Raw genomic sequence first — 25,373 nt, 5'->3', positions numbered from 1 at the left:
CACCCCGCAATGGCATGCTGACAGGGTGAACGGACCCGGCATTCAGCTCACCCTCGCCCCCGAACTGCGCCTCTTCGCCCCGCCCAGCCGGCGCGCGGACCGCGTACCGACCGCGACCGATGGCGCCTCCAGCCTCGGCCACGTCGTCGAATCCGCCGGGGTCCCGCTCACCGAGGTCGGCCGCCTCCTCGTCGACGGCCGCGAGGTTCCCGTCTCCTACGTGCCCCAGGACGGCCAGATCGTCGAGGTGTGCGGGGTCGTGCGCCCCCAGGAGGTGCCCGGCGCCCCGCTCCGCTTCCTCCTCGACGTCCACCTCGGCACGCTCGCCCGCCGGCTGCGCCTGCTCGGCGTCGACGCCGCGTACGAGAACGAGGACATCGGCGACCCCGCCCTGGCCACCCGCTCCGCCGCCGAACGGCGCGTCCTGCTCTCCCGCGACCGCGGCCTGCTCCGCCGCCGCGAGATCTTCGCCGGAGCGTACGTCTACAGCGACAACCCCGACGAGCAACTGCGCGACGTCCTCGGCCGCTTCGCCCCCGCCCTGGCCCCGTGGACCCGCTGCACCGCCTGCAACGGGCCGCTCCACGAGGCCGACAAGGAGAGCGTCGGCGACCGCCTGGAGCACGGCACGCACCGCTCCTACGACGTCTTCGCGCAGTGCTCCGCGTGCGAGCGCGTGTACTGGCGCGGCGCCCACCACGCCCGCCTGGAGCGGATCGTCGACGAGGCACTCGTCGAGTTCGGCACCGCCTGACGGAGCGCGGGAAGCAGACCAGCCCCTGGGGCATGGCCTGCCCATACCCGGAGCAGACCCGGGGCAGAGCAGGCCCCGGGGCCGCAGCGGCCCTAGAAGGCGTAGGCGTCGCCCGTGTCCAGGGCCAGCACCGCCGGCTCGTTGTTCGCGCGGTTCCGGTCGGTCGCACCGCCGTTCCACCACGTGTCCACCCGCACCACCACCTCCGGCATGCGCTCCCGCAGCTCCAGCACCAGCCCCACGTGCCGGCCGCGCCCGTGCAGCGGCAACGGCCCCGTCTCGCACAACACCTCCCGCAGGCCGGCCCGCACACAACCCTCCGCCAGCCGCTGCCGGTCGGCCAGGTCGGCCGACAGCCGCACCCGCAGCGTCGCGTTCGGCAGCGCCGCAGGCCCGTCGTTCTCCGGAACCAGCCAGACCCGAAGCCGGTCCCCGGACAGGGCCACCCGGCCGTGGTACGAGACATCGGCCTCCGGCCCCGCCCACCCCGCTCCCCAAGCCTGCGACGGCCCGGGCACACCCGCCCCGAGCGCCAACAACCCCGCCACCACCACACTCCGTACGGCGACACGGCGCACCGCCACCACCTCCTCACGTCTCGCGCGGAGGCTAGCCCCCCACCGACCCCGACATGTCGGACCATCACACGAATGAGGGCGCGCCCACCCCCATCCGCACCGCGTACTTTTGAGCCATGCTGATCGCCCGCTCCGCAGCCCTCTTCTCCCTCGCCGCGCTCCTGGAGATCGGCGGCGCCTGGCTCGTCTGGCAGGGCGTGCGCGAGCACCGAGGCTGGACCTGGATCGGAGCCGGGGTGATCGCCCTCGGCCTCTACGGCTTCGTCGCCACCCTCCAGCCCCAGGGCGACTTCGCCCGGGTCCTCGCCGCCTACGGCGGGGTCTTCGTCGCCGGCTCCCTCGCCTGGGGTGCCGTCGCCGACGGCTACCGCCCCGACCGCTGGGACATCGCCGGCGCCCTCGTCTGCCTCTTCGGAATGGCCGTGATCATGTACGCCCCGCGCGGCCGCTGAGCCGCCCGGCCCCGCCTATGCTGGCGGGTAGTCGCCCGTACGAACGACCGAGGAGCCCGCACATGAGCACGGCCGCCACCCGAACCGCCGTAGTGACCGGCGCGAGCAGCGGCATCGGCGCGGCCACGGCCCGGCAACTCGCCGCCGCCGGCTACCACGTCGTCCTCACCGCCCGCCGCAAGGACCGCATCGAGGCCCTCGCCGCCGAGCTCGCCGAGGCCGGACACTCCGCCACCGCGCACGCCCTCGACGTCACCGACCGCGCCGCCGTCGACGCCCTCGCCGCCTCCCTCGAACGCTGCGACGTACTCGTCAACAACGCGGGCGGCGCCATCGGCGCCGAGCCCGTCGCCACCGGCGACCCCGCCGACTGGCGCACCATGTACGAGGTCAACGTCATCGGGACGCTCCACGTCACCCAGGCGCTGCTCCCCGCCCTCACCGCCTCCGGCGACGGCACCGTCGTGGTCCTCTCCTCCACCGCCGGCCACGCCACGTACGAGGGCGGCGCGGGCTACGTCGCCGCCAAGAACGGCGCCCGCGTCCTCGCCGAGACGCTCCGCCTGGAGATCGTCGGCCAGCCCGTGCGCGTCATCGAGATCGCCCCCGGCATGGTCCGGACGGAGGAGTTCGCGAAGACCCGGTTCCGCGGCGACACGGAGAAGGCGGAGAAGGTCTACGCGGGCGTCGCCGAACCGCTGACCGCCGACGACGTCGCCGACACCATCACCTGGGCGGTGACCCGCCCCAGCCACGTCAACATCGACCTCCTGGTGGTCCGCCCCCGGGCCCAGGCCTCGAACACGAAGGTCCACCGCGAGCTCTAGCCGACTCCGGCGCTCCTCGGGCGCGCCATCAGGGCTGCCGGCGTCGGCGCACCGACTGAAGCCCGACACCGTACGGAGGGGCCCCGACCGATCCCGATCGGTCCGGGCCCCTCCGTTCCCCCGACAGCGGCGCCCGGGCCTCAGCCCTTGACGCAGATGACCTGCTTGAGCTTGGCCACGACCTGGACGAGGTCGGTCTGCTGATCGATGACCTGCTCGATCGACTTGTACGCGCCCGGGATCTCGTCCACCACGCCCGAGTCCTTGCGGCACTCGACGCCCTTCGTCTGCTCCACCAGGTCGCGCGCCGAGAACTTCTTCTTCGCCGCGGTACGGCTCATCTTCCGGCCCGCTCCGTGCGAGGCCGAGTTGAAGGCCTTCTCGTTGCCGAGCCCCTTCACGATGTACGAACCCGTGCCCATCGAGCCGGGGATGATCCCGTAGTCACCACTGCCGGCGCGGATCGCGCCCTTGCGGGTGACCAGCAGGTCCATGCCGTCGTACCGCTCTTCCGCCACGTAGTTGTGGTGGCAGCTGATCTCTCGGTCGAAGGAGACCCGGGCCTTGCGGAACTCCTTGCGGACGACCTCCTTGAACAGGCTCATCATCGCCGCGCGGTTCAGCTTCGCGTACTCCTGCGCCCAGAAGAGGTCGTTGCGGTACGCCTCCATCTCCTGCGTGGCCGCGAGGAAGACCGCCAGGTCCCGGTCGACGAGGTTCTGGTTGTGGGAGAGCCCGCGGGCGACGCCGATGTGGTGCGCGGCGAGCTCGTTCCCGATGTTCCGGGAGCCGGAGTGCAGCATCAGCCAGACCGAGCCCTGCTCGTCCAGGCAGAACTCGATGAAGTGGTTTCCGCTTCCGAGCGTCCCGATCTGCTTCGCGGCGCGTTCCCGGCGCGGCTTGACCGCATCGGTGAGCCAGTCGAACCGCTTCCACAGATCCTCGTACCCCTGCACCGAGAAGCCGTACAGCCGCGACGGGTCCACGGCCTCCTTGTGCATTCCCACGCCCACCGGGATCGCCTGCTCGATCTTCGAGCGGAGCTTGGAGAGGTCACCCGGGAGGTCGTTTGCCGTCAGGGAGGTTTTCACCGCCGACATGCCGCAGCCGATGTCCACGCCCACCGCGGCCGGACAGACCGCGTCCTTCATCGCGATCACCGAGCCGACGGTGGCCCCCTTGCCGTAGTGGACGTCCGGCATGACGGCCAGACCCTTGATCCACGGAAGCGTGGCGACGTTGTGGAGCTGCTGCATCGCCCCCGGCTCGACCGACGCCGGGTCGGTCCACATCCGGATCGGGACCTGCGCCCCCGGTACCTCTACGTACGACATAAAGAATCAATCCCCCGAAACCAACAGAAAGGTGAGAATCCGCAAAAGCCTCGCTCTTGATCCCGAATACGACAGGGGACCGGCGCCAGCACCAGCGTGTGCGATAGACATTGTGTCCAGCCGCGCCCAAGCCGCGGCAACGCATTTTCCTGACTGTCGGGGGTCCCGCCGGTCGAAGGGAGCCAGTGGACGTGCAGCGCACAGCGGTACGGCGAGTCCTGCCCGGCCTCGCGATGCTCACCGCGCTCGCGGCCGGTGCGGCCGGTCTGACCGGGTGCAGCGGCGGGAGCGACGGCGGAAGCACCAGCGACTCCAAGGCCGGCGGCAGCTCCGCCGCGCCCGCCCAGCCGGGGAAGTACCGCAGCCTGCCCGCGCCCTGCAAGGCGGGCGCCGACAGCAAGAAGCTCAAGGCCATGCTCCCGGCGCCGGACAGCCTCACCCCCGAACAGCGCGAGCAGGTGTACGCCGGTGTCGCCGACGCCTCCTACGACGGCGACCGGCACGTCGGCTGCCGCTGGACCGCGCAGACCCCCGAAGAGACCAGGCTGCTGTCGGTCGGCTTCGAGCGCGTCGTCTCCTACGACCGCGGCGCCGCCAGTGACGACGACAAGGCGAAGCAGGTCTACGTACGCCTGCTCACCGACGCGCACCTGCCCTTCCCCGGCCCGGTCACGACACCCGGCCCGGGCGCCGCCAACTCCGGCAGCCCGGCCAACCCCGCCAACCCCGGCGACCCGGCCGCCTCCGCACCCCCGCCCGCCGCGCCGCCCGCCGGTGCGGCGCCGTCGGACGGGGCTCCGGCCGCGGGGACGCCGACCCCCGGCGCCAGCCCGTCCACCCAGCCCGAGCTCGGCTCCCGCATCCTGGAGGACCTCGGCACCGAGGCCTTCCTGGACGACAAGCTGAGCGCCGCCGGGGCCACGGCCGCACAGTCGCGCACCGTGCGGATTGTGTTCCGTACCTCGAACGTCATCGTCAAGATCGAGTACAGCGTGCAGCCGGCCCTGCCCGGCATCGTCCCGCCGAGCGGCGAAACCCAGGACAAGGCAAGGCAGTTGGCGGAGGCACTCGCCGAGCGGTTCAACGAGTGAGCGGTGCGCGCCACACGCCCGCGTGACGGCGCGCACAGCAGTGCGGCACCCGATCGGGCTACCGTTGACGGTCCCGCGTCCGAAGAAGTACCCGAAGCACTGAAGGAACCATGCACCGATCAGCCTCGCGCCTCACCCGCGTTCTCGCCTGCGCAGCCGTCCCGGTGATCCTCACCGTGGCCGGGTGTTCGTCCGACTCGGGGAAGGATGCGGCCGACAAGGGCGACAAGAAGTCCGGTTCGTCCGCTTCCGCGAAGCCCGGCGAGAAGAAGCCCACGCCGGAGCTGGAGAAGGCCGCCTTCGCCACGCTCCCGGAGCCCTGCAAGGCGCTCCAGACGGGGACGATCGACTCGCTCGTCCCGGAGGCGAAGGACAAGAACGGCACGGCGACCACGTCGAACGACCTCGCCACCCGGGCCAGCTGCTCCTGGAACGGTCTGGACGAGGACGGCCTCAAGGGCTCCCAGTACCGCTGGCTGTCGCTCTCCTTCTTCCGCACCGACTCGCACGCCTCGCTCGGCAGCGCCAACAAGCGCGCCGAGGAGCAGTACGGCAAGCAGGTCGAGGCGGCGAAGTCCACCGAGGGTGCGCAGGAGGTGAAGGCCGAGGCCGTGGAGGGCCTGGGCGACCAGGGCACGTCGGTCGTCTACTCGGTGAAGAAGGACGTCGACTTCTTCAACACGACGATCGTGGCGCGCACCCAGAACGTCGTCGTCACCCTCGACTACAACGGCGCGGCCTACGAAGGTGCCGGCGCCCCGGACCGGGCGAAGCTCCTCCAGGACGCGATCACCGCGGCGAAGGAGGCAGTGGGCTCCGTCGCGGGCGCCAACAAGCCCGAGGAGCAGCCGCAGTCCCCTCAGCCCCAGTAGGAGCGGTGGCTGGTCAGGGCCTCCTGGAGCGCTGACTTCCAGTCACCCGTACGCTGTGCCTGCCGCAGCTCTGTAAGGGCTCGGTAAGCGCCCGGTTTGTGCTCGACAAGGGGAGGGGATCGCGGGTGGCCGCGATGCAGCTGACTCGTACGCACCGCATACTCATCGGTGTCGTCGTCGCCGGAGCCGTCGTCATCGCGGGCATAGGTTTCGCGGGCTCGTACGCCGCGGTCCGCGAGCTCGCGGAGAAGAAGGGCTTCGGCAGCTTCTCCCTGGTGTTCCCGATAGGGATCGACGCCGGTATCTGCGTCCTCCTGGCGCTGGACCTGCTGCTGACCTGGCTGCGGATCCCCTTCCCCCTGCTGCGCCAGACGGCGTGGCTGCTGACGGCGGCGACGATCGCGTTCAACGGCGCGGCCTCGTGGCCGGATCCGCTCGGTGTCGGCATGCACGCGGTGATCCCGATCCTGTTCGTGGTGACGGTGGAGGCCGCCCGGCACGCGGTGGGGCGGATCGCCGACATCACGGCGGACCGGCACATGGAGGGCGTGCGCATCACGCGGTGGCTGCTGTCGCCGGTGCCGACGTTCAAACTGTGGCGCCGGATGAAGCTGTGGGAGCTGCGTTCCTACGAGCAGGCGATCGGCATGGAGCAGGACCGGCTGATCTACCAGGCCCGGATGCAGGCGCGGTACGGGCGCTTCTGGCGGCAGAAGGCACCGGTGGAGGCGCTGATGCCGCTGAAGCTGGCCCGGATCGGTGTACCGCTCTCGCAGACGGCGCCGGACGCCCTGGCGGCGACCGGGATCGACCCGGCGGTACTGCCTCCGCCGGCGCAGCAGACCGCCGGGGCGGCTCCGGCCCTGGAGGCCCCGTTGACGGGCGCTCCGCAGTCGGACGGGGAGGTCGGCCCGGACCAGGAGGCGCACCGGACCGAGCACGCCCAACTCCAGCAGGCCCAACTCCATCAGGCCCAGATCCAGCACGCCCCGGCAGCGGCAGCGGTCCAGGCCCAGGCCCACGCCCAGGCCCAGGCCCAGGCCCAGGCCCCGGCCCAGGCCCAGGGTCCCCAGGTGGTGCCCGCGGCGGCCGCCCAGATCCCGCCGGCGTTCGCGGTGGACCCGACGGCGATGCCCGCGGCCCACAACAGCGCCTGGTTCGCCGGGCCGAAGGCACCGCAGGCCGCGTACGAGGGCGGCTACAACCCGCAGTACGTCGAGGGCCTGGAGCCGACGCCGGTCCTGCCCCCGATGGGTCCCGACGAGCAGCAGGTGCAGGCGGCCGTGCCGGGTCCCCGCGCGGAGGCGGACCCGGCCGCCGAGGCCGGAGCCGAAGCAGGAGCCGAAGCGGGAGCCGAGCCCGGGGCCGAGGCCGACGGGGACGCGGAGAAGTTCGCGGAGGCGGCGTACGAGGTCTTCCGCACCCACCTGGTGGAGAGCGGCGAGGTGCTGACCGCCGAGCAGCTCGACATACTGCTGGCCGACCGCTACGGGGTGGTCCACCCGCGCAGCGGCTCGCTGATCCGCAAGATCTTCCCCCAGCTGAAGCTGCGCTACCAGCGGGAGCTGGAGAACGAGCACATCGCCTGAGGCTGTCTCGCGGCGCGCACAAGGGCCCGTACCCTCCTCGGTCGGAGGAGGGTACGGGCCCTTGCGCGTATCCGGGCCCAGCCCGTGCGGGATCTCAGACGGCGAGCAGCTTGCGCACCCGGTCCGCGCCCACGGCCAGCAGCAGCGTGGGCAGACGCGGCCCGGTCTCCCGGGTCACCAGGAGCCGGTAGAGGAGGGCGAAGAAGGTGCGCTGCGCGACCTTGAGCTCGGGGGTCGGCTTGGCGTCGGGCTCCAGCCCGGCCATGACCTTCGGGACGCCGTAGACGAGCGTGGTGAGCCCGTCGAGCGACCAGTGCGCGTCGAGGCCTTCCAGGAGCAGGCGCAGGGACTCGCGGCCGTCGTCGTCCAGGGAGGACAGCAGCTCGGTGTCGGCGTCCTCGCGCACGAGGGTCCGCTGGTCGGCCGGGACCTGCGTGGTGATCCAGTTCTCGGCGCGGTCCAGGCGCGGCCGTACCTCGTCGAGCGAGGTGAGCGGCTTGTCCGGCTCCAGGTCGGAGAGGATGCGCAGGGTCTGCTCGTCGTGTCCGGCGGTGATGTCGACGACTGACGCGAGGGTGCGGTACGGCATCGGGCGCGGGGTGCGCGGCAGCTCGTGGGAGGCGACGCGGGCGGCGCGGGCGTGCGCGGCGGCGTCGGCCGGCAGGACGGTGCCGTCGGCGACCTTGGCCTCCAGCTTGTCCCACTCGTCGTAGAGGCGCTGGATCTCCTGGTCGAAGGCGATCTTGAAGGACTGGTTGGGCCGGCGGCGGGCGTAGAGCCAGCGGAGGAGCTGCGGCTCCATGATCTGCAGGGCGTCGCCGGGGGTGAAGACCCCGCCCTTGCTGGAGGACATCTTGGCCATGCCGCTGATGCCGACGAAGGCGTACATCGGGCCGATCGGCTGCTCGCCGCCGAAGATGTGGACGATCTGGCCGCCGACCTGGAACGAGGAGCCGGGCGAGGAGTGGTCGACGCCGGAGGGCTCGAAGACCACGCCCTCGTAGGCCCAGCGCATCGGCCAGTCGACCTTCCAGACGAGCTTGCCGCGGTTGAACTCGCTGAGCTTGACCGTCTCGGTGAACTCGTCCTCGGTGCAGACGTAGGTCATCTCGGTCGTCTCGTCGTCGTACGAGGTGACCTTGGTGAAGTCCTTGCCGCACCGGCCGCAGTACGGCTTGTACGGGAAGTACCCGCCCTCGCCGGCGCTGCCGTCGTCCTCGGCGGCCGCGCCGGAGCCCTCGGCGGCCTCCAGCTCGGCCTCGTCGACCTGCTTCTGCTGGGGCTTCTTGCCGCCCGGCTTGGCCTTGGTGCGGTACTGGGCGAGGACGGCGTCGATGTCGCCGCGGTGCTTCATCGCGTGCAGGATCTGCTCGCGGTAGGCGCCGGTGGTGTACTGCTCGGTCTGGCTGATCGGGTCGTACTCGACGCCGAGCTCGGCCAGCGACTCGGCCATGGCGGCCTTGAAGTGCTCGGCCCAGTTCGGGTACGCGGAGCCCTCCGGGGCGGGGACGGCGGTCAGCGGGCGCCCGATGTGCTGGGCGTGCGACTCCTCGGTGACGCCGGGGATGCCCTTGGGGACCTTGCGGAAGCGGTCGTAGTCGTCCCAGGAGATGAGGTGGCGGACTTCGCGGCCGCGGCGGCGGATCTCGTCGGCGACCAGGTGCGGGGTCATGACCTCGCGGAGGTTGCCCAGGTGGACCGGGCCGGACGGGGAGAGCCCGGACGCGACGACGACGGCTTTGCCGGGGGCTCGGCGCTCCGCCTCGGCGATGACATCGTCCGCGAAACGGGAGACCCAGTCGGTCTCGGTGCTGCTCTGCGCGCTCTGAGCCACGACACGTCCTTCTATCTCGAATGCTGGCTTCGGCCATTCTCCCAGACGGAAGGGGCCGCTCCGGGGTTGCTTCCGCCTGCTGATACGCGGCCCTTATACCGAGAAGGGGACGGGCTCCGCGTGGGATACTCGGCACTTGTCGGAACGCCCAAGACCCACTCGGGCACAACCTCACAGGAACGGCAGCTCATGGCCTCGGTCCCTTCCCTCGCTTCCTCCGTCGAACAGCGCGTCTCGGACGCCCTCGCCTCCGCCCTGCCGGAGGCCGGTGCGGCCGACCCCATGCTGCGACGAAGCGACCGGGCCGACTTCCAGGCCAACGGCATCCTGGCGCTCGCGAAGAAGGCCAAGGCCAACCCGCGCGAGCTGGCGACGACCGTGGTCGAGGCCATCCCCACGGGTGACCTGATCAACGAGATCGAGGTCTCGGGCCCCGGCTTCCTCAACATCACCGTCTCGGACGAGGCGATCGTCAAGACCCTCGCCGCACGTGCCGCGGACGACCGGCTCGGCGTGCCGCTGAACGCCTCCGCCGGCACCACGGTGATCGACTACGCGCAGCCGAACGTCGCCAAGGAGATGCACGTCGGGCACCTGCGGTCCGCCGTGATCGGCGCGGCGATGGTGGAGATCCTGGAGTTCACGGGCGAGAAGGTGGTCCGCCGCCACCACATCGGCGACTGGGGCACCCAGTTCGGCATGCTGATCCAGTACCTGCTGGAGCACCCGCACGAGCTCGACCACAAGGGCGGGGAGGGCGAGGCCTCCGGCGAGGAGGCCATGTCGAACCTCAACCGCCTGTACAAGGCCTCGCGCGCGCTCTTCGACTCCGACGAGGAGTTCAAGACGCGGGCCCGGGCACGGGTGGTCGACCTCCAGGCCGGCGAGCCGGAGACCCTCGCCCTGTGGCAGCGGTTCGTGGACGAGTCGAAGATCTACTTCTACTCGGTCTTCAACAAGCTGGACATGGACATCCAGGACCCGGACGTGGTCGGCGAGTCCGGCTACAACGACATGCTGACGGAGACTTGCAAGCTGCTGGAGGAGTCGGGCGTCGCGGTCCGCTCCAACGGTGCGCTGTGCGTGTTCTTCGACGACGTCAAGGGCCCGGACGGCAACCCGACGCCGCTGATCGTGCAGAAGTCGGACGGCGGCTTCGGCTACGCGGCCACCGACCTGTCGGCGATCCGCGACCGCGTGGCCAACCTCGGCGCGACCGAGCTGATCTACGTGGTCGACGCGCGGCAGTCGCTGCACTTCAAGATGGTCTTCGAGACGGCGCGCCGGGCGGGCTGGCTGAACGACGACGTCAAGGCCGTGCAGCTGGCCTTCGGCACCGTCCTCGGCAAGGACGGCAAGCCGTTCAAGACCCGTGAGGGCGAGACGGTCCGGCTGGTGGACCTGCTGGACGAGGCGATCGACCGCGCCTCCGCCGTGGTCCGCGAGAAGGCCCAGGACCTCACCGAGGCCGAGATCGCCGAGCGCGGCGCCCAGGTGGGCATCGGGGCGGTGAAGTACGCCGACCTGTCGACGTCCGCCTCCCGGGACTACAAGTTCGACCTGGACCAGATGGTCTCGCTGAACGGCGACACGTCCGTGTACCTGCAGTACGCGTACGCCCGTATCCGGTCGATCCTGCGCAAGGCGGGCGACACCCGGCCGGTCGCCCACCCCGAGGTGGCGCTGGCCCCGACCGAGCGCGCGCTGGGCCTGCACCTGGACGGCTTCGGCGAGCTGATCGCGGAGGCGGCGGCGGAGCACGCCCCGCACAAGCTGGCGGCGTACCTGTACCAGCTGGCGTCGCTGTTCACGTCGTTCTACTCAGAGTGCCCGGTCCTCAAGGCGGACACGGCGCAGCAGGTCGAGAACCGTCTGTTCCTGTGCGAGCTGACGGCCCGCACCCTGAACAAGGGCATGTCCCTGCTGGGCATCCGCACCCCCGAGAAGCTCTGACACGGCTCCCGGTCTCCACGACGGCCCCCGGCGCATCCCCGCGCCGGGGGCCGTCGCGTTGCCGCCGGCCGAGCCGTCCCGGGGCTCGGCCGTCACCCGAACGGGCCGATTCGGGCGGCAGGGGCCGGGTAGGGGACGGCGCGTCCTGCCCCAACCACCAGCGGAGGCATCCGTGCCCGATGTGAACGGCCCCTACAAACCCGGCACCCCGTGCTGGATCGACCTGATGGTCCCCGACCAGCAGGCGGCCCTCGACTTCTACTGCAACCTCTTCGGCTGGCAGGGCGAGGTCGGGCCGGCCGAGCAGGGCGGATACTCCGTCTGCCTCCTCAAGGGCAAGCCCGTCGCCGGCATCATGAAGGCGTCCAACCCGGACGGGACCGTGCCCGACCCGATGCCGCCGACCGCGTGGACCACGTACCTGGCCACCGACTCCCTCGACTCCACCCTCACGTCGGTCACCGACGCGGGCGGTTCGGTCATGATGGGCGCGACGGACGTCATGGACCTCGGGCGGATGGCCCTGATCTCCGACCCGACGGGCGCCGCAGTCGGCCTGTGGCAGGCCGGCACCTTCGACGGCGCGGGCATCGTCAACGAGCACGGCGCCCTGATCTGGAGCGAGCTGAGCACCGGCGACATCCCCGCCGCGGCGGCCTTCTACACCGCGGTCCTCCCCGTCACCACGGCCAAGTCCCAGATGCCCGGCGCCGAGGAGTACACCGAGTTCAAGGTCGGCGACCGCGCGGTCGGCGGGATGATGGACCTGAGCCAGCTGCCGCCCGGCGTGCCGCCGCACTGGCAGCCGTACTTCCACGTCGACGACGTCGACGAGATCCAGGCCGCGGTGGTGCGCGCCGGAGGGAGCGTCATGGCCCCGGCCTTCGACATGGCGGCGGGCCGCATGGCCGTCCTCTCCGACCCCCAGGGCGGCACCTTCTCGGTGATCAGGGCGACGGCCCCGGGGCAGCCCTCCTGACCCGGTCGGCCTGACCGGTTCCCGGTCACCCCGAGCGCGAGCCCCCCGGCTGATCGCGAGGGTCGGGGGGCGATCCGGCACCCGCCCTCCGAGGACTTTCGCGGCCGTCCGGCCGCGGGGCGGGGGCACGAGATCTCCGTCGGGGCGTGTGACCAACACCATCGGGGCTTGCGCGGCGGGCAAACGGCAGGGAAAGTTCGAGTGAATCCGGCAGTAGGCCGGAACGACGCGGTCTTCGAGAGGTGACGACAGGATGGGCGGCCTTTCCCGCATCCCGCTTCCGGCCGGCGTTCGCCGCGTCGCCCGCGCCGCCCTGCGCCGCCCTGCGCTGGTGGGCCGGCAGCCCGCCGCGTCGCAACGGGAACGCATCGCCGCGGCAGGTCCCCGGGAGCCGTCCAGGTCCCGCGAGGACGAACTGCTGGAGGCCCTGCCCGGAGTGATCCGGTATCGCGGGCGACTGGCCCACGTCCGTGACGACCTGCTGCCGCCCGACGTACGGGAGGCCAATCTGCGCATCGCCGCGGAGGCGCTGGAGGCGGGCGGCGTCGCGTACGGGCTCGTTCCCGACGGCGGCCCGGCCCACCGGGTCGCGATCGCCCCGGGTGACCGCGATGCCGCGCTCAAGGCCTGGGCCCACGCGTGCGCGGGCCTGCCGGTGTACGCGCAGTTGCTGGGCGACGGCGGGGAACTCGGCGAGGTCCTGGCCGAGTCGCTGCCGGACGCGGTCGCGGCCAAGGAGGCCGCACACCCGCAGACCGGCGGTCCGGCCGACGGGAACCAGCACCCGCCGGTCAGGGGAGTCCGGCTGTTCATGCCTGCCGTGACCTCCGGCCGCACCCTCTACTACGGCCCCGACCACGGCTGCGACCTGGAGTTCTGGGATCCCTCCGATTCCGGTTCCGGGGGTGTCGCGGCCCTGCGCGAATGCCCCTACGGATGGTGGCTCCCGTCTCTGACGGCGACCGCCACACGCAAGGTGGGCAGCCGCGACTATCCGGTGATCGACGATCTGGACCGCCGGTTCCCGCACGACATCGACTTCCCCGTCGACGCGGTGATCACCTGGGTGGACGCCTCGGACCCCGCCTGGAGAAGCCGCCGGGACGCGGCGGCGGCCGGCACGGACGACGGCGCACGATCCGGTGTCGACCACGCCGAGCACCGCTACCGCGACCGCGGCGAACTCCGCTACTGCCTGCGCTCCATCGCCGCCTACGCGCCCTGGATCCGCCGCGTCTTCCTGATCACCGACCACCAGGTCCCGTCGTGGCTGGCCGTCGACCACCCCGGGATCACCGTCGTCGACCATGCTGCCCTCTTCGCCGAGGGCGACCACCGGTCGGTGTTCAATTCGCATGCCATCGAGAGCCGGTTGCACCGCGTACCCGGCCTCTCCGAGCATTTCCTCTACTTCAACGACGACATCTTCCTGGGCCGCCCGCAGCAGCCCCAGAACTACTTCCTGCCTTCCGGGCTGCCCAAGGTGTTCCACGACTCGCGGGCCGTGCCGCCGGGTCCGCCGGACGGCACGGACGACGTGTTCACCGCCTCGCAGAAGACCACCCGGCAGGCGGTCGAGGAGGCCGTCGGCCGCACGTACCCGCACATCCTGGCCCACACGCCCTACCCGCTCAGCCGGTCCCTCTTCGGCCACGTCGAGGACACGCTGCCCGGTCTGCTCTCGGCCACCAGCCGCTCGGTCTTCCGCAGCGCCACCGACGTCGCCCCGGTCACCCTCGCGTCCCACCTGGGTCTGGCGGACGGCCGGGCCGTCACGGGCGAACTCTCCCACGCGTACGTCTCCACCGGCCGCGCTGACGAGATCGAGCGACTGCCCGATCTGGTGCGGGACCGATGGCCGGATGCGTTCTGCCTGGCCGACGACGAGAGCACCACCGTCACGGCTCTCGAACAGCAGCGGGTCGTCACGGCCTTCCTGGAGGCGTACTTCCCGGTTCCCTCGCCGTACGAGAGGGCCTGACCCGGTCGGCGCAGGCTTGTCCGATGCGGACCGGGTCGGCGCGGACCTTGCCGACGCGGGCCCAGCCGTCCGAGCCCGGCCGACGCGGGCCCCGTACGGCCGCTGCCGTACACCCCGTTGACCGGAGCGACCCGCCGGCCGCCCCGCTGACCCGCCGCGCGGCGATCCGGGACGCCGCCCCGCCTCTCAGGCCCCGCTCGCCCGCTCCGCCACCAGCGCCGCCAGTCCGTCCAGGATCCGGTCCAGGCCGAAGCGGAACTGGAAGTCCGGCTCGTCCGAGCCCGTGAATGCGTCCGATTCCAGCAGGCGCGTCACGGCCGGGTGGCTGTCCGAGCCCGTCATCAGCCGCAGCGTGCGCAGGTACTGGCCCATGACCTGGTCCGGCGCGACGCCGGACTTCACGATGGCGTCCCTCATGTCCGCGGCCATCGTCGCCTCGTTGCGGACCAGACCGCCGATCAGGATGATCGTCGAGATCTTCTCGCTCTCGGTCAGGTCCGCGTCGGCCATCGCCGCCAGTCCGCGCTCCATCCAGGCCAGTTGGTTCGGGCTGACCGGCGCCCCGGTGATCGGGATGCGCAGGATCCAGGAGTTGGCCATCAGGACGGCCCGCTGCGCGTACGCCCACTCGGTCAGCAGTCGGCGCCACCCCCACCCCTCCGCCTCCGGCGGCAGTGCCGGCGGGGTGCCGACGCCCGCGTCCGACATCAGGATGTGCAGCTCCTCCTTCGCCGTGACGTACCGGTAGAGGGACATCGTCGAGACGCCCAACTCCTTGGCCACCCGGCCCATGGAGACGGCGTCCATCCCCTCACCCGCGGCCAGCGCCACGGCCTTCTCCACGATGCGCGGCAGCGTGAGCGTGGGGCGCGGGCCTTTCCCGGGCCGTTCGCGCAGGCCCCAGGCCATTTCCAGACTCGCCGGAAGCCCGGTACCGGTGCCTTCGTCGTCCTCGTCCGCCATGACCGCCCACTCCTCGATTGACCCCCATCCTAGTTCTGTGTATTACTTACGCAGAAAAGCGTAAGGCATACGCAGAAGCGTTCGCGAAGGGAGCAGCATCCCGCATGACCCCACACGCCTCCGGCACCCTCGGGATCCACGCCACCGGCCTGACCAAGTCCTACGGCGGCGTCCGCGTCCTCGACGGCATCGACCTCGCCGTCCCCCGCGGCAGCGTCCTCGCCCTCCTCGGCCGCAACGGCGCCGGGAAGACCACCACCGTCCGAATCCTCGCCACCCTCACCGCGCCCGACGCCGGAACCGCCCGCGTCGCCGGGCACGACACCGCCTCCCAGCAGGCCCGCGTCCGCGAACGCATCAGCCTCACCGGACAGTTCGCGGCCGTCGACGAGCTCCAGACCGGCGCCGAGACGCTGCGCATGATGGGCCGCCTGAGCGGACTCACCCCGCGCGCCGCCCGCGCCCGCGCCGACGAACTCCTCGCCCGGTTCGGTCTCGCCGACTCCGCCGCACGCACGGCCAGGACGTACTCGGGCGGCATGCGACGCCGCCTCGACCTCGCCGCCAGCCTCGTCTCCCGCCCCGAGGTGCTCTTCCTCGACGAGCCGACCACCGGCCTCGATCCGCGCAGCCGCCAGGACCTGTGGGAACTCGTACGGGAACTGCGCGCCGACGGCACGACCGTGCTGCTCACCACCCAGTACCTGGAGGAGGCGGACCGGCTCGCCGACCGCGTCGCCGTCCTCGCCGACGGCCGGATAGCCGCCGAGGGAGCCCCCGCCGAGCTCAAGGCACGCGTCGCGGGCCACCGGCTGGAGCTCACCCTCACCACACAGGACGCCTACGAGGCCCTGGCCCCGCGCGCCGTCCACCTCGCACCCGAGGACCTCACCCTCGGCGTCGCCACCGACGGGAGCGCCGCCCACGTCCGCGCCCTGCTCGACGAACTCGACCCGGACCGCACCGCCGTGGACCGCTTCGCCGTCCGCACCGCCACCCTCGACGACGTGTTCCTCACCCTGACGGGAGCCGACCGATGACCGCCGCACCCGTGAGCGCCCTCGCCCTGTCCGGCCGCAGCCTGCGCATCAGCCGCCGCAGCCCGGACGCGCTGATCGCCGCCCTGATGCTGCCCGTGATGCTGATGCTGATCTTCGTCTACTTCTTCGGCGGAGCCATCGACACCGGCACGGAGTACGTGACGTACGTGGTCCCCGGCGCCATGCTGCTCTGCGCGGGCTTCGGCGCGGCCTCCACCGCCGTCAGCGTCGCCGACGACCTGCGCACCGGCGTCATCGACCGCTTCCGCACCCTCGACATCGGCGGCATCCCCATCCTCGCCGGACACGTCGCCGCCTCCGTCCTGCGCAACCTGCTTTCCACCGCCCTCGTCCTCGCCGTCGCCCTCGCCATCGGCTTCCGCCCCCAGGCCGGCCCGGCCGCCTTCCTCGCCGCGGCGGGCCTGCTGCTGGCGTACATCACGGCGATCTCGTGGCTGGCCGCCACCCTCGGGCTGCTCGCCAGGACGCCGGAGGCGGCGGGCGGCTTCACCTTCCTGATGATGTTCCTGCCCTACCCGTCCAGCGCCTTCGTGCCGATCGAGACCATGCCCGGTTGGCTGCACGGTTTCGCCGGGCACCAACCGCTCACCCCGGTGATCGAATCCCTGCGCGCACTGCTCCTCGCGCAGCCCGCCGGAAGCGCCCCCTGGACGGCCCTGACCTGGTGCGCGGGCATCACGGCCGTGGCCATGGCCCTGGCGGCCGCCCTCTTCCGCAGCAGGACCCGCTGAGCGGCTCCGGCAGGAGCCCCTCAGCGGGCCGGCGGTCCGCCCGCCGCTCAGCGGTTGAGCGGGTAGGAATGACGGCCCGTCGCCTCGTCGATCTCCGAGTGGGCCTTCTGCAACAGCTGCTGCGAGAGATCCATGAGCGCACGAGCGCCCGCGATCTCTTCCCCGACCCTCATCTGCTCCGGGTCGGAGGGGTGGCGCAAGGCATAGCCCCGCGCCCTGATCTCGGAGCCGTCCCCGAGCCGTACCAGGGCCGCCGCACTGGTGCGGTGGCCCTCCTCGGTGAATTCGAGCTCCACATGCCACCCGACGAGCGTGGCCATGGTGCATCACCTCCAGGGGTCACCCTTGCCTCCAGGGTGCGCCTGCGCCCCGACGGACGCGACCGGAACCACACCGGGCCGACGGGGCGGGGGGCGCGAGGCGAGGCAGGGCGTGGGGAAGCGCGTATGGGGCGGGTCAGCCGCTGGCCAGGCTTGTCGCGACCGACTGGAACCACGCCCCGTACGAGAACGGCTCGGGCGGGTTGACCTCCATGCCGAGTTCCGCAGCGGCCAGGGCGTAGTCCCCCTCGTCCATCGGGAGGGCGATCAGCTCGTGGAGCTCGCCGACAAGACGGGCGACGAGCTGCGGGTCGGTGGTGGCGGCGTAGTCCGCGACCGCAGCCTCGTGATCGGGGAATTCGTCGACGATGTCCTGCGAGAACCAGCCGCCCAGGAGCTGGGCGGTCTCCGGGAACCTCGCATGCCACTCCCAGTGCGTCTGCGGGGCCATCGGCGGTGGCACCTCGCCGTCCTCGACGCTCTGCTTGAGGTGGTCGGCGAGCACGAGCAGCCAGTCCCCGATCGCGGCCTGCGGAATCCCGACGTCGGGGACTGCGTAGAACTCACCGAGGTCGATCCGCAGGCGCCCCGGAGGATTCCGGCTGTACTCACGCAGCTGGCGTTCCGCCTCCGCGATGGCCCAGGGGCGGGTGTGCCAGGTGTGGCGCAGATAGGCGTCCAACGCAGGGCTGCGACGCTCGGCCGTGTCCTCCCCCTGCCGGCCGAGGTAGGCACGCATGACCTGATCGAGCTCGCCGTAGCGCCGGTCGTGTTCGAGGGGCTTCATGGGCACGGTCGGTTGCCTCTACAGGTAGAACGGGACGGTGGTCTGGACGACGAATCCGTACGGGCTGTCCGGCTCGCGACGCAGGACGACGCGGGCGGCACGGACGTCGACAGGCCCCTGCCCGGCGAGGAGCATCGCCTCCAACTGCACCCGCCCGACGGGCTCCTCACGGGACGGCCAGGCGGCCTCGATGGTGAGCCGGGCCCGCGTTCCCTGGGCGAGCCAGCGGTGGATGACCTGCTCATTGGCGATCACCACCTGCTGGGTGGCCCACTGTGCGGTCTCCCGGTCGGGGTAGGTGGCGGATCGGGTCAGCATCGGATCATTGCCTCAATTCGCGTTGAACGACCAGAAGACGCCGACCTCGTCGGCGGACACCGCGATCAGGCCGAGATCCATCATGAGGTCGGTGAAGGGGTGGCCGCCTTCCAGGTCCCGCGCCAAGAAGTCGGGCGCGTCGCAGGTACGGGCGAGATCGGAGGAGGTCCAGAACGTAGCGTCGGGGCCGAACCGGTCCAGCGCGTTCCGTGCGTCCAGGAGCACCGTGTCGCGGTCTTCCCGAAACCGGATCGGGGAACCTTCGAACCACCACTCCTGCGCGAACGACGCGAGCAATCCGACGGCCGCGTCGGCCCTGATCGGTCGGACCCCGTTGCGGATGTCCTCGGCACTCATGGCACGGAACGGGTACGACGGACGGTAGGTCCGACGTCCTTCCTCATCCATCTCCCATTCCAAGGTGGACCAACCCCGCGGGTCGGGAACGGCACGCTCCATGACCGCGAGCGCATCCTCGGCCCAGTCCTCGTGCAACCGGGGCCCGCACCTCGCGAAGGTGTAGACCTCCTCCAGGAGCCTCAGCAGGGCTGCTGCCCAGGTGGCGGCATCGGTGGATCGGGTCGGCATGGATTCCTCCTGTCGGGGTCAGCCGTTGAAGGTCCAGAACAACCCGACCTCTGTGTCGGAGACGATGACCAAGCCGGCGTCCTCCCCATAAGAGGTCATCGGGGTGTAGCCCCAGTGGGACGCCCCGAAGTCCAGCGTGCGGCCCCTGCCTGCACCGACAGTGACGTTGGTGTGGCACGTGAACGCGTCCCCGTAGCGGGCGAGGACGGTGCGGGCCATGTTCTGCAGCTCGTCGAAGCTCTCGGTGAACCGTTCGAGGTTCCGCAGGGTGCAGCCGCCGTCGGTGAGCGCGAGGAGGAGGTTCTCGGCACTCGCACGGTCGATCTCGTGCAACCGTTCCCCGATGTCGGTAGGGGTGAGCGGGCGGGACGGATCGTCCCCGACGAACGGACGGCAGAACGGGGAGTCCGGGTGCTCCTGAGAGCGGTCGTTCGCGGTGTCGTCGAGCCCCGCCCAGCCACGCGGGTCGGGAACGGCGCGCGCCATGACGGCGAGCACGTCCGCGCGCCAGTCCTCGTGCGCGCGCGGACCGGTGGCAATGAACGAGTACGCGTCCTCGTACAGGTGCCGGATCGCCCCTTCCCAAGACGCCTGGTCGGCAACGGACAGGTGTTCAGCCTGCATGCAGAACCTCTCGGTATCGACGTGCCAAGTGCGCACGTATGCCTATGAGGTTCACAGACCGCGCAGCCGCGCACCTGAGTACGCGCACTCATGTTCAGTGTCCCGTCGCGGAGTTCACTGGAGCCATGACCCCGACCCTGCCCCTGACCCCGGACACCGACCGCCACCCGCGCGCGTTCGTCGCGCCGCTCGTCTCCACCCTGCTGACGCTGCCGATGGCGGCCTTGGCGTTCTTCTTCGCGGGGTTGGCGCCCATGGCCTGCGACTCGTGCGGGGGCGAGGTGAGCGCCCGGTTCGACGCCTCCTACCGCATCGCCTTCCCGGTGTTCGGGTTCGGCCTGGTGGTGGTCCTGGCCGTGCTGCTCTCCGCGTGGGCACTGCCCTGGCGGCGGCGCAACGCCGCCACCAGGGTGTGGCTGGCCGTGGCCGCACCGGCGGCCGTCGTCCTCGACTTCGTCGTCTTCAACGGCCTCGTCGACTGGCCGTAGGGGACGCCTTCAGCGGGCCTCGCGGAGCCAGCCCGCGACCTCGGTGGCCCAGTAGGTGAGGATCGTGTCCGCGCCCGCGCGCTTGATGCCCAGCAGGGTCTCCAGGATGGCCCGGTCCCGCTCGATCCAGCCCTTCTCCGCGGCCGCCTCGATCATCGCGAACTCGCCGCTGATCTGGTACGCCGCGACCGGAACGTCCACGGCCTCCGCGACCCGGTACAGGATGTCGAGGTAGGGACCGGCCGGCTTGACCATCACCATGTCCGCGCCCTCCTCCAGGTCGAGCGCGAGCTCCCGCAGGGACTCGCGGGCGTTGGCCGGGTCCTGCTGGTACGTCTTGCGGTCGCCCTGGAGGGAGGAGGCGACGGCCTCGCGGAACGGGCCGTAGAAGGCGGAGGAGTACTTCGCCGTGTAGGCGAGGATCGAGACGTCCTCGTGCCCGGTCTCGTCGAGGGCGTCGCGGATGACACCGACCTGCCCGTCCATCATGCCGCTGGGACCCACGACGTGGACGCCCGCGTCCGCCTGGACCTGCGCCATCTCGGCGTAGCGTTCCAGCGTCGCGTCGTTGTCGACGCGGCCGTGCTCGTCCAGGACGCCGCAGTGCCCGTGGTCGGTGTACTCGTCGAGGCACAGGTCCGACATGATCACCAGGTCGTCGCCGACCTCGGCCTTCACATCCCGGATGGCTACCTGCAGGATTCCGTCCGGCTCGGTGCCGGCCGTGCCCAGGGCGTCCTTGTTCTCGTCGGCCGGGACGCCGAAGAGCATGATGCCCGCGACGCCCGCCTCGACCGCCTCGACGGCGGCCTTGCGCAGGGTGTCCCGGGTGTGCTGGACCACGCCCGGCATGGCGGAGATGGCGAGCGGCTCGCTGATGCCCTCGCGCACGAACGCCGGGAGGATCAGGTCAGAGGGGTGCAGCCGGTTCTCCGCGACCATCCGCCGCATCGCCGGGGTGGTGCGCAGCCGGCGGGGCCGCGAACCGGGGAAGGATCCGTACGCGCTCATGTTCCAGTCGCCTCTTCGAGCATCGACAGCAGTCGCAACCAGCCTAGAGCCCGTGCGGCGGCCCGCCCGCGCCGACCGCCCCGACGGTGAACTCGCACCACACCGTCTTACCCGGTACCGGTACCGGTGCCACGGCCCCCCACCGGTCCGCGACCGCCGCCACCAGCAGCAGCCCGCGCCCGCCCTCGGCGCCCGGGTCCCGGCCCGCGATCCGCGGCCGGCCGCCCCCGCTGTCGTGCACCTCGACCCGTACGGTGCCGTCGTAGCGCAGCATCCGCAGCCAGTAGCCGCGGCCGGGCGGGACGCCGTGCAGCAGGGCGTTGGTCGCCAGCTCGCTCACGCAGAGCAACACGTCGTCGTGGCGGCATGTGACACCCCACGCGTGAAGTGTCTCTGCCGCGAACTGCCTGGCAGGGCGCACGGTCTGGCGGCTGCGCGGGTAGAACCGCTCGCGCAGCAGGGCCGGTTGGATATCCACGTTCACCCCGCCATCGTCGCCCTGCGTCACTAGCGTGGAGGAGACGAGCAACCCGTACTCCTTGAGGAGTACGGGTTGGTACGGGTATCTCGCGCGCCGAGGCGGGGAGTTCAACGGACATGCCAGTACGCAAGAGGCCGCGGCCCAACGAGACCGCCATGAAGATGGTCGGCGCCCTGGTCGCCGCCGCCCGCATCGCCGGAGGACTGACCCAGCGCGCTTTCGCGGAGACCCTGCACCTGGACGTCGAGACCATCGCCTCGATCGAGCAGGGCCGACGGGTCCTGATGCCGAACGTCGCCGAGAGGATGGACCGCGCCCTGGGCCTGCCCGGCCTCCTGTCCGTCGTGGCGAACCGCCTCCCGGAGGTGGACATGGTCCCGGCCTGGGCGGAGGAGTACATGGAGCGGGAGGCGGAGGCCCTGGCGCTGTCGTGGTTCGACACGCTGACCGTTCCGGGGCTGCTCCAGACCGAGGCCTACGCCCGCGCCGTCCTCGGCTGCCGCGTCCCCTTCGTCGGCGAGGCGAAGATAGAGCTGCAGACCGCGCACCGGATGAGGCGCCAGGAGATCCTGCGCCGCGCCGTCCCGCCCACCCTCAGCTTCGTGATCTGGGAGGCGGCCCTGCGGGACCGGATCGGCGGGGACGAGGTCCACCGGGAGCAGCTCCGGCACCTGCGCGCCTGCGCCGACCGCCCGGCCATCTCCCTCCAGGTGCTGCCCCTCGGGCTCACCGCCCACGCGGGCCTCGATGGCGCCTTCATCCTGCTGGAGACACCCGAGTTCCAGCACCTGGCCTACTCGGAAACCCAGCGCGGCAGCTTCCTCGTCAGGGACCCGAACGAGGTCAGCATCCTCTCCCAGAAGTATGCGATGCTGCGGTCACAGGCCCTCAACTTGGCAGATACCAAGGACCTGTTGGACCGGCTGGCAGGAGAGACATGAGCACCCCACTGAAGTGGTTCAAGTCCAGCTACAGCGGCAGCGAGGGCGGCGCGTGTCTGGAGGCCGCCTTCGCCTGGCGGAAGTCCTCCTACAGCGGTGACGAAGGCGGGGCCTGCGTCGAGGTCGCCGCCTGCGGCTGTGCCGACACCGTCCACGTCCGGGACTCCAAGGTCGCCGACGGGCCCGTGCTCGCGCTCGCCCCCGCCGCCTGGGCCGGTCTGACCCGCTGGGTTCGTTCCTGAGCCTCCGGTCGCGCACCTCGGCGATCCGCGGTTTCGTGGTGGCAGAGGCGTGTGTACCGATGCCGCGGCATCGGCCGCCGGATCGTGCCCTGGCCGCGTCGCAGGAGGGCGGATGTCCGCACCAGGTCCCACAGCCCGCCGCCGGCGCCGTGCGGCTGTCCTCGCCGCGGCGCTGGCCTGCTCCGCGCTGCTCACCGGGCCCGGGCCCGGGCCCGCCGCCGCACGCGGCGCGCCCCCATCTCCGTCACCTCCGGTGAGCGGCGGCGTTCCGCGGCTGGACTGGAGTCCGTGCAAGCCCGGCAGCCCGTGGGACTGCGCCACCGCGAAGGTGCCGCTCGATCACGCCGCGCCCGCGGGCCGCACCATCGACCTGGCGGTCGTCCGGCGGCAGGCCGCCGATCCCGGCCGGCGCGTGGGCACGCTCTTCGTGAACCCCGGTGGGCCCGGGGGCCCCGGGACCGTGCAGGTGCCGCAGAACTACGACTCCTTCCCGAAGGAGGTGCGGGAGCGGTTCGACATCGTCAGCTGGGACCCGCGCGGGATCGGCAACAGCACGGCCGTGAACTGCTTCGACACCGCCGAGGAGGCCAAGGCCTGGGCGGCCCGCCCACCCGGCGGCTTCCCCGTCGGCGCGCAGGAACGCAAGGCCTGGACCGACGCCTACGCGGACCTCGGCCGGCTCTGCGAGAAGCGCGACCCGGACCTGCTGCGCCACGTGTCGACCGCCGACACCGCCCGGGACCTCGACCTGCTCCGCCGGTCGGTGGGCGAACCGCGGCTGAACTACCTCGGCGTCTCCTACGGGACCATCCTGGGCGCCACCTACGCCAACCTCTTCCCCGGCAACGTCCGCGCCATGGTCCTCGACAGCAACATCGACCCGCAGGCCTGGACGAACGGCACCTCGCGGGGCGAGCCGCGCACCACCACCTTCCTGCGCATGGGCTCGGACCGCACCGCCGCCGCCACCCTGGACCGGTTCCTCACCCTCTGCGGATCGGCGCCCGCGACCCGCTGCGCCTTCTCCGCGGGCAGTCCCCAGGCCACCCGCGAGAAGTTCGACCGGCTGATGCAGCAGCTCCGGGAGCAGCCGGTGGGCCCCTGGACGTACGCCAGGACGGTCGCCGACACGGTGCAGGGCCTCTACCTCGTCGGCGGCTGGCCCGCCCTCGCCGGCCGGCTCCAGGAGCTGTCGCAGGGCCGCGCCCCGAAGCCCGCCGTGTATCCGCCGCCGCCCCCGGTGGCGGAGCCGAATCCGTACCTCGGCGACGAGCAGGCGGCGGCGGTGTGGTGCTCCGACAGCCCCAATCCGCGCGACCCCGCCGTCTACCAGGGCCTGGAGGAGGACAGCGCCCGGCGGGCCGGCGACGCGGGACGCTTCTGGACGTGGGCGGCTGAGACCTGCGCCACCTGGCCGGCCAGGTCCGCCGCGGGGTACGGCGGCCCGTGGGACAGGCCGACCGCCCGTCCCGTCCTGGTGATCGGGACCCGGTACGACCCCTCCACGCCCTACGCGGGCGCCGAGGCCATGGCCCGTGAGCTGGCGGACGCCCGCCTGCTCACGAACGACGGGTACGGGCACACCGCGCTGTTCAACAACGCCAGCAGCTGCATCAGCGCGTACGAGAGCCGCTACCTCGTCGACGGGACGCTTCCGCCCCCGGCACGGTCTGCCGCCCGGACCGGGTTCCCTTCGCCTAGACCGGCGGCTCGTTGCGCCGGCGCCAGTCTCCGAGCGCGTTCGCCCGGTGGTCGGGCCGGTGGATGGGGCCGAGTTCCTCGACCCGCGCGTACGCCTGCGGCGTGTACGGGTCGTCCCGCAGGGCCAGGCCGTAGGCGCCGATCCCCCGAGCAGGATCCGGGCGGCGTCGAAGCGGACCTCGTCGTCCGGGTCCTGCGTCAGGGCGCGCAGTACGGCGGTGGCCCCGGCCGTCAGGGGCCGGACGTGCCGGGGATCAGGGTGCCGGACGGCGCGGGCCACCAGTTCCGTCAGCGGTGCCGCGGATGCGAACACCGACTCCAGGGTGGTCAGGACGGCGCCGTGTCCGGCGCGGACGGTCCGCCCGCCGAGCATGATCTGCTCGGCCTCGCACCACTCGTCGTCGACCGTGGACGTCGTGGCCGGGCCGCCGTCCCCGGTCCGGCGGCGCAGTTCCGCTTCCGCTCCCGTCCCGTACCAGTGGCGGGCGGCGGAGAGCAGCCGCTCGCGCTCCGGCTGCGCCAGCCGCAGTTCCGGCTCCTGGAGGTCCCTGGACCACAGCAGCGCCGTGACGGTGGCCGGGGCGCCGCCCTCGATCGCCCGCAGGAGCGGGGTCGTACCGTCCGGCAGCACCCGGTCCGGGTCGGCGCCCGCTTCCACGAGGGCCTCGGCGATCCGGTGGGCGAAGGCGGCCACCGCCGTGCACAGCACCGGCAGTCCCTGCGCGCCGGCGGTGTCCGGGCGGGACCCGGCCCCCAGCAGGGGGCGGGGCCCGCCGCACAAGGGGATGAGCACGGGCGGACCGACCGAGGGGCCCGGGTGCGTGCACCCGGGCCCCTCGGTCGGTCCGTCAGGCCGTCTCCGGCCGGCTAAGC

The 25,373-nt window shown here is 71.9% G+C and carries 26 protein-coding genes; 15 read left to right on the top strand and 11 right to left on the bottom strand.

Translation table 11 applies throughout. From position 1 onward, the window contains the following. The first annotated feature begins 25 nt into the window (after window positions 1-25). A complete protein-coding gene (locus R4Z63_RS18360; RefSeq protein ID WP_037918716.1) occupies window positions 26-754 on the top strand; it encodes a Mut7-C RNAse domain-containing protein in 729 nt (242 codons plus the stop codon). 92 nt (window positions 755-846) lie between these two features. On the opposite strand, the gene R4Z63_RS18355 is transcribed toward R4Z63_RS18360, so the two are convergent. Beyond that, the gene (locus R4Z63_RS18355) at window positions 847-1,332 is read right to left on the bottom strand and encodes a hypothetical protein (protein WP_236647532.1); all 486 of its coding nucleotides are present in this window, start codon (window positions 1,330-1,332) and stop codon (window positions 847-849) included. 116 nt (window positions 1,333-1,448) lie between these two features. Here R4Z63_RS18355 and R4Z63_RS18350 point away from each other — a divergent pair, with 116 nt between their 5' ends. Beyond that, window positions 1,449-1,784, top strand: coding sequence for a YnfA family protein (locus R4Z63_RS18350; RefSeq protein WP_384446272.1), 336 nt, complete (start codon window positions 1,449-1,451; stop codon window positions 1,782-1,784). A 62-nt stretch (window positions 1,785-1,846) separates the two neighbouring features. Next, entirely contained in the window at window positions 1,847-2,611 is a 765-nt protein-coding gene (locus R4Z63_RS18345; RefSeq protein WP_037918709.1) for an SDR family NAD(P)-dependent oxidoreductase, read from the top strand. A 140-nt stretch (window positions 2,612-2,751) separates the two neighbouring features. Here the strand turns inward: R4Z63_RS18345 and R4Z63_RS18340 are convergent, their stop codons facing one another. After that, window positions 2,752-3,945 (bottom strand): RtcB family protein, encoded by a 1,194-nt coding sequence (locus tag R4Z63_RS18340; RefSeq protein WP_384446270.1) that lies wholly within the window; start codon window positions 3,943-3,945, stop codon window positions 2,752-2,754. Between the two features lie 191 nt (window positions 3,946-4,136). On the opposite strand from R4Z63_RS18340, the gene R4Z63_RS18335 reads away from it, so the two are divergent. The 3 genes from R4Z63_RS18335 to R4Z63_RS18325 all read left to right on the top strand — a co-directional run bounded on the left by R4Z63_RS18335 (window position 4,137) and on the right by R4Z63_RS18325 (window position 7,497). Continuing rightward, a complete protein-coding gene (locus R4Z63_RS18335; protein WP_384446268.1) occupies window positions 4,137-5,036 on the top strand; it encodes a DUF3558 domain-containing protein in 900 nt (299 codons plus the stop codon). Between the two features lie 110 nt (window positions 5,037-5,146). Further along, window positions 5,147-5,908 carry a DUF3558 domain-containing protein gene (locus tag R4Z63_RS18330; RefSeq protein WP_384446266.1) on the top strand — a complete coding sequence of 254 codons (762 nt, stop codon included), beginning with the start codon at window positions 5,147-5,149 and terminating at the stop codon, window positions 5,906-5,908. A 125-nt stretch (window positions 5,909-6,033) separates the two neighbouring features. Further along, window positions 6,034-7,497, top strand: coding sequence for a DUF2637 domain-containing protein (locus R4Z63_RS18325; protein WP_384446264.1), 1,464 nt, complete (start codon window positions 6,034-6,036; stop codon window positions 7,495-7,497). Window positions 7,498-7,591: 94 nt separating this feature from the next. On the opposite strand, the gene lysS is transcribed toward R4Z63_RS18325, so the two are convergent. Further along, window positions 7,592-9,331, bottom strand: coding sequence for a lysine--tRNA ligase (gene lysS / locus R4Z63_RS18320; protein ID WP_037918699.1), 1,740 nt, complete (start codon window positions 9,329-9,331; stop codon window positions 7,592-7,594). A 189-nt stretch (window positions 9,332-9,520) separates the two neighbouring features. On the opposite strand from lysS, the gene argS reads away from it, so the two are divergent. The 3 genes from argS to R4Z63_RS18305 all read left to right on the top strand — a co-directional run bounded on the left by argS (window position 9,521) and on the right by R4Z63_RS18305 (window position 14,244). Continuing rightward, entirely contained in the window at window positions 9,521-11,284 is a 1,764-nt protein-coding gene (argS, locus tag R4Z63_RS18315) for an arginine--tRNA ligase (protein WP_384446261.1), read from the top strand. Window positions 11,285-11,465: 181 nt separating this feature from the next. Further along, window positions 11,466-12,263: a VOC family protein gene (locus R4Z63_RS18310; RefSeq protein WP_384446398.1), complete on the top strand. Its 798-nt coding sequence runs from the start codon at window positions 11,466-11,468 to the stop codon at window positions 12,261-12,263. Window positions 12,264-12,516: 253 nt separating this feature from the next. Next, window positions 12,517-14,244, top strand: a complete 1,728-nt coding sequence (locus R4Z63_RS18305) for a stealth family protein (protein ID WP_384446259.1) — start codon at window positions 12,517-12,519, stop codon at window positions 14,242-14,244. Window positions 14,245-14,430: 186 nt separating this feature from the next. Here the strand turns inward: R4Z63_RS18305 and R4Z63_RS18300 are convergent, their stop codons facing one another. Continuing rightward, entirely contained in the window at window positions 14,431-15,207 is a 777-nt protein-coding gene (locus tag R4Z63_RS18300) for a TetR/AcrR family transcriptional regulator (protein WP_384446257.1), read from the bottom strand. Between the two features lie 104 nt (window positions 15,208-15,311). Here R4Z63_RS18300 and R4Z63_RS18295 point away from each other — a divergent pair, with 104 nt between their 5' ends. After that, on the top strand, window positions 15,312-16,247 hold the full coding sequence (locus tag R4Z63_RS18295; RefSeq protein WP_384446255.1) for an ABC transporter ATP-binding protein: 936 nt from the start codon (window positions 15,312-15,314) through the stop codon (window positions 16,245-16,247). Next, a complete protein-coding gene (locus tag R4Z63_RS18290) occupies window positions 16,244-16,999 on the top strand; it encodes an ABC transporter permease (protein ID WP_384446253.1) in 756 nt (251 codons plus the stop codon). Before R4Z63_RS18295 ends, R4Z63_RS18290 begins: the two co-directional genes overlap by 4 nt. A 47-nt stretch (window positions 17,000-17,046) precedes the next feature. Here the strand turns inward: R4Z63_RS18290 and R4Z63_RS18285 are convergent, their stop codons facing one another. The 5 genes from R4Z63_RS18285 to R4Z63_RS18265 form a co-directional block, all read right to left on the bottom strand. Then, complete coding sequence (locus R4Z63_RS18285) at window positions 17,047-17,319, bottom strand: DUF1876 domain-containing protein (protein WP_030851867.1); 273 nt, start codon at window positions 17,317-17,319, stop codon at window positions 17,047-17,049. A 136-nt stretch (window positions 17,320-17,455) separates the two neighbouring features. Next, window positions 17,456-18,106 (bottom strand): contact-dependent growth inhibition system immunity protein, encoded by a 651-nt coding sequence (locus R4Z63_RS18280; RefSeq protein ID WP_384446396.1) that lies wholly within the window; start codon window positions 18,104-18,106, stop codon window positions 17,456-17,458. Window positions 18,107-18,124: 18 nt separating this feature from the next. Further along, window positions 18,125-18,424 (bottom strand): RNase A-like domain-containing protein, encoded by a 300-nt coding sequence (locus R4Z63_RS18275; RefSeq protein WP_384446250.1) that lies wholly within the window; start codon window positions 18,422-18,424, stop codon window positions 18,125-18,127. Between the two features lie 12 nt (window positions 18,425-18,436). Next, window positions 18,437-19,012 (bottom strand): hypothetical protein, encoded by a 576-nt coding sequence (locus R4Z63_RS18270; protein WP_384446248.1) that lies wholly within the window; start codon window positions 19,010-19,012, stop codon window positions 18,437-18,439. A gap of 18 nt (window positions 19,013-19,030) precedes the next feature. Further along, window positions 19,031-19,636 (bottom strand): hypothetical protein, encoded by a 606-nt coding sequence (locus R4Z63_RS18265; protein ID WP_384446246.1) that lies wholly within the window; start codon window positions 19,634-19,636, stop codon window positions 19,031-19,033. 125 nt (window positions 19,637-19,761) lie between these two features. Between R4Z63_RS18265 and R4Z63_RS18260 the strand changes: the two genes are divergently transcribed. After that, on the top strand, window positions 19,762-20,124 hold the full coding sequence (locus R4Z63_RS18260) for a hypothetical protein (RefSeq protein ID WP_037918677.1): 363 nt from the start codon (window positions 19,762-19,764) through the stop codon (window positions 20,122-20,124). Between the two features lie 9 nt (window positions 20,125-20,133). Here the strand turns inward: R4Z63_RS18260 and hemB are convergent, their stop codons facing one another. Both hemB and R4Z63_RS18250 read right to left on the bottom strand, forming a co-directional pair. Further along, window positions 20,134-21,135: a porphobilinogen synthase gene (gene hemB / locus R4Z63_RS18255; RefSeq protein WP_037918676.1), complete on the bottom strand. Its 1,002-nt coding sequence runs from the start codon at window positions 21,133-21,135 to the stop codon at window positions 20,134-20,136. 43 nt (window positions 21,136-21,178) lie between these two features. Further along, window positions 21,179-21,619: an ATP-binding protein gene (locus R4Z63_RS18250; protein WP_384446243.1), complete on the bottom strand. Its 441-nt coding sequence runs from the start codon at window positions 21,617-21,619 to the stop codon at window positions 21,179-21,181. 113 nt (window positions 21,620-21,732) lie between these two features. Here R4Z63_RS18250 and R4Z63_RS18245 point away from each other — a divergent pair, with 113 nt between their 5' ends. From R4Z63_RS18245 to R4Z63_RS18235, 3 genes are all read left to right on the top strand, one after another. Next, the gene (locus tag R4Z63_RS18245; protein ID WP_384446242.1) at window positions 21,733-22,557 is read left to right on the top strand and encodes a helix-turn-helix domain-containing protein; all 825 of its coding nucleotides are present in this window, start codon (window positions 21,733-21,735) and stop codon (window positions 22,555-22,557) included. Further along, on the top strand, window positions 22,554-22,799 hold the full coding sequence (locus R4Z63_RS18240; RefSeq protein WP_037918674.1) for a DUF397 domain-containing protein: 246 nt from the start codon (window positions 22,554-22,556) through the stop codon (window positions 22,797-22,799). Before R4Z63_RS18245 ends, R4Z63_RS18240 begins: the two co-directional genes overlap by 4 nt. Window positions 22,800-22,911: 112 nt before the next feature. Then, window positions 22,912-25,371: an alpha/beta fold hydrolase gene (locus R4Z63_RS18235; RefSeq protein WP_491522560.1), complete on the top strand. Its 2,460-nt coding sequence runs from the start codon at window positions 22,912-22,914 to the stop codon at window positions 25,369-25,371. The last annotated feature ends 2 nt before the right edge of the window (window positions 25,372-25,373 follow it).

Source organism: Streptomyces sp. PL-29, from assembly GCF_058344425.1.
This window is presented reverse-complemented; position numbering and strand designations above follow the sequence as displayed.